The 6,563-nt window shown below is 42.9% G+C and carries 5 protein-coding genes; all 5 read right to left on the bottom strand.

Features of this window, described 5'->3' with window-relative positions:
- Positions 1-68: 68 nt before the first annotated feature.
- The 5 genes from IQ264_RS30880 to glgA all read right to left on the bottom strand — a co-directional run bounded on the left by IQ264_RS30880 (position 69) and on the right by glgA (position 6,440).
- Positions 69-362, bottom strand: a complete 294-nt coding sequence (locus IQ264_RS30880; RefSeq protein ID WP_193986276.1) for a hypothetical protein — start codon at positions 360-362, stop codon at positions 69-71.
- Between the two features lie 59 nt (positions 363-421).
- On the bottom strand, positions 422-2,287 hold the full coding sequence (locus tag IQ264_RS30875) for a leucine-rich repeat domain-containing protein (protein ID WP_193986274.1): 1,866 nt from the start codon (positions 2,285-2,287) through the stop codon (positions 422-424).
- 144 nt (positions 2,288-2,431) lie between these two features.
- Positions 2,432-3,568, bottom strand: coding sequence for a leucine-rich repeat domain-containing protein (locus tag IQ264_RS30870; protein WP_193986272.1), 1,137 nt, complete (start codon positions 3,566-3,568; stop codon positions 2,432-2,434).
- Entirely contained in the window at positions 3,552-4,796 is a 1,245-nt protein-coding gene (locus IQ264_RS30865) for a leucine-rich repeat domain-containing protein (RefSeq protein ID WP_193986270.1), read from the bottom strand. The genes IQ264_RS30870 and IQ264_RS30865 overlap by 17 nt, the downstream gene beginning before the upstream one ends.
- Positions 4,797-4,964: 168 nt before the next feature.
- The gene (gene glgA / locus IQ264_RS30860) at positions 4,965-6,440 is read right to left on the bottom strand and encodes a glycogen synthase GlgA (protein ID WP_193986269.1); all 1,476 of its coding nucleotides are present in this window, start codon (positions 6,438-6,440) and stop codon (positions 4,965-4,967) included.
- Positions 6,441-6,563: the final 123 nt, after the last annotated feature.

Raw genomic sequence — 6,563 nt, 5'->3', positions numbered from 1 at the left:
TCTCGTGGGCCCGGAGAAGGGGATAAGCGACAGCCTCTGCCCCTCTGCTCCTCTGCTCCCCTGCTTCCTCAATCCGCGACGTAACGCCATCCTTCTGGCTCATATTCGCGTTGAATGCGAATCGTCCAATTACCTTGGGGAATGGCGATTTGTTTGTGTTCTTCATGAGTTAGTAGTGCGGTGGGTGACAATACTTTTAAGTACAGCGTTCCATTTCGTTCATATAATTCTGCTTCCCCTTCGCTAATGCGGTGACGGTGCCCGGTGACTTCTCCTTCTGCTAGCGTTAAGTGAGGCAGTTGTTCTCCTTCAATAGATTGGGTAGGAATTAAAATTACGTCGCCTTGTCTGATTGGTTGCATGACAGATTTCCTCTCTATAAATATCTCTAAACTACATTTATTTTTCGTTTAATTCCAACTTAAGTCTCCATCGCAAAAACTTCCGGGTCAATATCCCAATTTACCCAGCGAATCGCTTCTCTGGCAGAAGTGAGTGTAGGTGGTACGCGCAAAATGTGAATGTGTGCAGTACTCGGACAAGTCATTTTTAACAAATGGATTGGTTCGATGTCTATATTTGCATCTATCTTAAGTAAGGTGTATTCGCGGTATTGGTCGATCGCACTCGCCCCCAACTCTTGCATAATGCGATCGTACCCAAAATGTTGAATCAAAAATCGTCGCACTTCGGCATTTTCTTCTGTGAGTAACCACTCAGCTTTCCACTGATTCAAATGTGTCCAATAGCGGCGCGGAAGTGTAATTCCAAAATATTCAACCCGCAAATTCTGATTAGGATGGTTGGCTAAAGTAGATAAATCTTGAATCGGATTGCTATTAAGAGAGAGCCAATCTAAAGAATTCAATTGTACTATCTCTGCTGGCAGATTTGTTAGTTGGTTGCCGCTCAGATTGAGTGATGTCAAAGAATGCAGTTGTCCGATCTGAGCTGGCAGATTTGTCAGTTGGTTGTCGCTCAGATAGAGCCATGTCAAAGAATGCAGTTGTAATATCTCTGCTGGCAGATTGGTCAGTTGGTTGCCGCTCAGATCGAGTTCTGTCAAAGAATGCAGTTGTACTATCTCTGTTGGCAGATTTGTCAGTTGGTTGTCGCTCAGATTGAGATATACCAAAGAATGCAGTTGTAATATCTCTGTTGGCAGATTTGGCAGTTGGTTGTCGTTCAGATAGAGTGATGCCAAAGAATGCAGTTGTCCAATCTCTGCTGGCATATTTTTTAGTGGGTTACTGCTCAGATAGAGTGATGCCAAAGAATGCAGTTGTCCGATCTGAGCTGGCAGATTTGTCAGTTGGTTGCCGCTCAGATCGAGCCTTGTCAAAGAATGCAGTTGTCCGATCTGAGCTGGCAGATTGGTCAGTTGGTTGCCGCTCAGATCGAGTTCTGTCAAAGAATGCAGTTGTCCGATCTGAGCTGGCAGATTGGTCAGTTGGTTGCCGCTCAGATCGAGCCTTGTCAAAGAATGCAGTTGCCCAATCTCTGCTGGCAGATTTGTCAGTTGGTTGCCGCTCAGACCGAGCCATGTCAAAGAATGCAGTTGTCCAATCTCTGCTGGCAGATTGGTCAGTTGGTTGCCGCTCAGACCGAGCCATGTCAAAGAATGCAGTTGTCCAATCTCTGCTGGCAGATTGGTCAGTTGGTTGCCGCTCAGATCGAGTTTTGTCAAAGAATGCAGTTGTCCAATCTCTGCTGACAGATTGGTCAGTTTGTTTTCGTTCAGATTGAGTGATGTCAAAGAATGCAGTTGTCCGATCTGAGCTGGCAAACTTGCCAGTTGGTTGGCGCTCAGATCGAGCGATGTCAAAGAATGCAGTTGCCCAATCTCTGCTGGCATATTTCTCAGTTGGTTGCCGCTCAGAGCGAGCGATGTCAAAAAATGCAGTTGTACTACCTCTGCTGGCAGATTTGTGAGTGGGTTGCCGCTCAGAGCGAGCCTTGTCAAAGAATGCAGTTGTCCGATCTCTGCTGGCAGATTTCTCAGTTGGTTGCGCCTCAGCTCGAGAGTTGTCAAAGAATGTAGTTGTCCAATCTCTGCTGGCAGATTTCTCAGTTGGTTGTTGAACAGATTGAGTTTTGTCAAAGAATGCAGTTGCCCAATCTCTGCTGGCAGATTTCTCAGTTGGTTGTTGTTCAGATTGAGCGATCTCAAAGAATGCAGTTGTCCGATCTCTGCTGGCAAACTTGCCAGTTGGTTACTCCTCAGATCGAGTTCTGTTGCATCTAGTGAATTAACAATTTGCTGTCGCACTTCTTCCAAGTCTGACATTGTTTCTTCCTTTGCCTCTTGCAGATTGGGTAAGTTTTAGCAGCGATCGCCAAACTAGCCAAGCATTAATGTATTACTATTATAATACATTTTGAAGTATAGAGGTGCGATCGCCCCTCCAAAAAACCACAACCTAACAACCTTTCAAGTCTCGATCGCAAAATCTTCCGGGTCAATATCCCAGTTTACCCAGCGAATCGCATCTTTTGCAGAAGTGAGATTAGGTGGTACGCGCAAAACGTGAATGTGTGCAGTACTCGGACAAGTCATTTTTAGCAAATGGATCGGTTCGATGTCGATATTTGCATCTATCTTAAGTAGGGTGTATTCACGGTATTGGTCGATCGCACTTGCTCCCAATTCTTGCATAATGCGATCGTACCCAATCTTTTGAATCAAAACTCGTCGCACTTCCGCATTCTCTTCTGTGAGTAACCACTCGGCTTTCCACTGATTCAAATGTGTCCAATAGCGGCGTGGAAGTGCAATTTCAGAACAATAAACCTGTAAATACTGATTGGGATGGTTGGCTAAAGCTGATAAATCTTGAATGGGATTACCTTCCAAAAAAAGTGAGCCTAAAGAATGTAGTTGTCTCACCTCGGCTGGTAAACTTGTTAGTTGGTTGCCGCTCAGATCGAAATAGTTTAAGGAATGCAATTGTCCAATTTCTGCTGGCAAACTTCTCAGTTGATTGCCGCCCAAATTGAGGTTTTTCAAGGAATGTAACTGCCCAAATTCTCCTGGTAAACTTCTCAGTTGATTACCGTATAAATCGAGACATTTTAAGGAATGCAGTTGTCCAATTTCTAATGGCAAACTTGTAAGTTGATTATTTCTCAGATGGAGTTCTGTCAAAGAATGCAATTGTCCTATTTCTGCTGGTAACTTGGTCAGTTTGTTGTCACTTAATTCGATAGTTGTTAAGGAGTGAAGTTGGCCGATTTCTGCTGGTATATCTGTTAGGTTATTTTGAGTAATATAAAGTTTTGTCAATGAATAAATTTGACCTATTTCTTTTGGCAAATTTATTAAACGGTTATTGCTTAAATTGAGTACTTTTAAGCAACTTAATTGTCCAATTTCTGTTGGTAAATTACTAAGTTGATTGCTCCACAAATTGAGTATTGTTTCATTTATAGAATTGAGAATTTGCTGTCGTACTATTTCAAAGACTGAGATCATTTCTTCCTTTGCCTCTTGCCGATTGGGTAAGTTTTTGATATGAACGCTCGCCCCCAAAACACCACAAACTAACAACCTTTCAAGTCTCGACCGCAAAAGCTTCCGGGTCAATATCCCAGTTTACCCAGCCAATCGCATCTCTGGCAGAGGTGAGTGTAGGTGGTACGCGCAAAACGTGAATGTGTGCCGTACTCGGACAAGTCATTTTTAACAAATGGATCGGTTCGATGTCGATATCTGCATCTATCTTAAGTAAGGTGTATTCGCGGTAATCATCGATCGCACTCGCCCCCAACTCTTGCATAATGCGATCGTACCCAAAATGCTGAATCAAAACTCGCCGCACTTCCGCATTATCTTCTGTCAGTAACCACTCAGCTTTCCACTGACTTAAATGTGTCCAATAGCGAGCCGGAAGTGCAATTTCAAAACAATAAACCCATAACTTCTGATTGGGATGATTGGCTAAAGCAGATAAATCTTGAATCGGATTGCCGTTCAGATTGAGCGATGTCAAAGAATGCAATTGTACAATCTCTGCTGGCAAACTTGTTAGTTGGTTTTGCATCAGATAGAGATCGGTCAAAGAATTTAGTTGTCCAATCTCCTCTGGTAGAGTCGTCAGTTTGTTCCAACTGAGATCTAGTATTGTCAAAGAATGCAGTTGTACAATCTCTCCTGGCAGACTTGTCAGTTGGTTGCCGTCCAGATAGAGTTCTTTTAAAGAATGCAGTTGTACAATCTCTCCTGGCAGACTTGTCAGTTGGTTGCCCCTCAGATTGAGCAATGTCAAAGAATGGAGTTGTCCAATCTCTGCTGGCAAACTTCTCAGTTGGTTGCAGTTCAGATAGAGTTCTTTTAAAGAATGGAGTTGTCCGATCTCTGCTGGCAAACTTCTCAGTTGGTTTTCTTCTAAACCGAGTTCTGTCAAACAATGGAGTTGTCCAATCTCTGTGGGCAAACTTGTTAGTTTGTTAAAGTGTAGATAGAGTTCTGTCAAAGAAGACAGTTGTCCAATCTCTGCTGGCAAACTTGTTAGTTGGTTGTCGGTCAGATAGAGTTCTTTTAAAGAATGGAGTTGTCCGATCTCTGCTGGCAAACTTCTCAGTTGGTTTTCTTCTAGACCGAGTTCTGTCAAACAATGGAGTTGTCCAATCTCTGTGGGCAAAGTTGTTAGTTTGTTAAAGTCTAGATAGAGTTCTGTCAAACAAGACAGTTGCCCAATATCTGCTGGCAAACTTGTCAGTTCGTTGTCTATGAGATCGAGTTCTGTTGCATCTAGGGAATTAAGAATTTTCTGTCGCACTTCTTCAAAGTCTGACATCGTTTCTTCCTTTGCCTCTTGCAGATTGGGAGGGAGACAAAGAGACAAGGGGAAGTTCCTTAACTCAACACTAGGAGCAGGATTTATGGATTTACATGATGTTCAGGATTAATCAAGAAATTCAGTAAATCTGTAAATCCTGGTTAAAATTCCCCAGTCCCCAGTCCCCTACTTATGCCGAATATGATCGTAAATCCCTACATATTGTGCGCCGGGATGATTCCATGAGTAGTCATATTCCATGCCCTGAATCATCAATTGGCGGAACAATTTCGGAGATTTATACCACAAGTCAATGGCGCGATCGATCGCAGATTCGATCGCCACATTATCTGTTTGATAAAACACAAAACCATTGCGTTCTTCTTGGGGTTTAGTTTCGTCATAATCCCAATCAAAAACTGTGTTTACCAAACCACCGACTCCGCGCACGATCGGCACAGTCCCATATTTTAACCCAATCATTTGCGTCAATCCGCATGGTTCGTAATTGCTAGGCACGACAATCATATCCGCACCTGCATAAATTAAATGGGATAATTCCTCATTGAAACCCAGTTCAATGTGACAATCGGGATTAGTATTGAGGTGATTTTTTTCGTGAGAAAACCAAGAATTAATTCCCGGTTCTGTAGCTGCTCCCAGTAACACGAATTGCGCCTTTTTTTGTAAGGCGTAATAAATTGCATGATGGACTAAATGCACGCCTTTTTGCTCGTCCAATCTGCCGATATAGCAAATAATTGGTTTGTCACTATGATTGAGCCAAAGTCGTTCCCGGAGAGCTTTTTTATTCAGGGTTTTGCTTTTCAAATCATCGCTGCTGTAATGATAGGGAATATAGCGATCGACCACCGGATTCCACACCTCATAATCAATCCCATTCAACACCCCACCAAACTTATGTTGATGAACGTACAAAGTTTTACCTAAACCGCAACCAACCTGAGTAAATCGAGCTTCCCAAGCATGGTGGGGCGAAACTGTATTCACAAAATTGGAGTAAACAATGCCACCCTTCATAAAATTGATCGCCGTTGGATGAGTGTCATCCATTAAGCGATCTTCAGTAAAATAGTAAGGTTCATTATTTAATCCGGTTGCCCAAAGAACATTAGCACCTGCTACTCCTTGATGTTTAAAATTGTGAATCGTGTAGCATACCCGTTGATTTGCCATGCCATGATATTTGTAAATTTCAAATAGCATGACTGGAATTAAACCAGTTTGCCAATCGTGGCAATGAATCACATCAGGGCGCTTATTAGTTATTAGGAGAAATTCTAAAGCCGCCTTGCTGAAAAAAGCAAAGCGCAAATGATCGTCTAAACAACCGTAATAGCAACCTCGGTTAAAGAAATTATCCTCCGAGAGGGGTTCGATAAAGAAACATAACCGCCCATGTACCCAACCACAATCGACATTGCAGCGAATTGCGCCATCAAACCAAGGCACCATAAGATCGCGGTAGGCTTCATGGAGTCCCCAAATATGGTCATACCGCATACAATCGTACTTTGGCAGAATTAACTCTACCCCATGCCCCCGAATCTCTAGCTCTCTACTGAGCCCATAAACTACATCGCCTAAGCCCCCTGCTTTAATCACAGGAGCGCATTCAGAGGCAATTTGTACAATGTACATCGTTAATCCTCAAAGACTACAATCCCCTTCCTTAGAAAAGAATAATATTATTTCGGACTACCAACCTAAAGTGGGACAAAAAAGCATTTTTTATGAGTGAAGGGGATGGGGAGATGGGGAGAT

This window comes from [Phormidium] sp. LEGE 05292, from assembly GCF_015207735.1.
Lineage (GTDB): Bacteria > Cyanobacteriota > Cyanobacteriia > Cyanobacteriales > Aerosakkonemataceae > Floridanema.
This window is presented reverse-complemented; position numbering and strand designations above follow the sequence as displayed.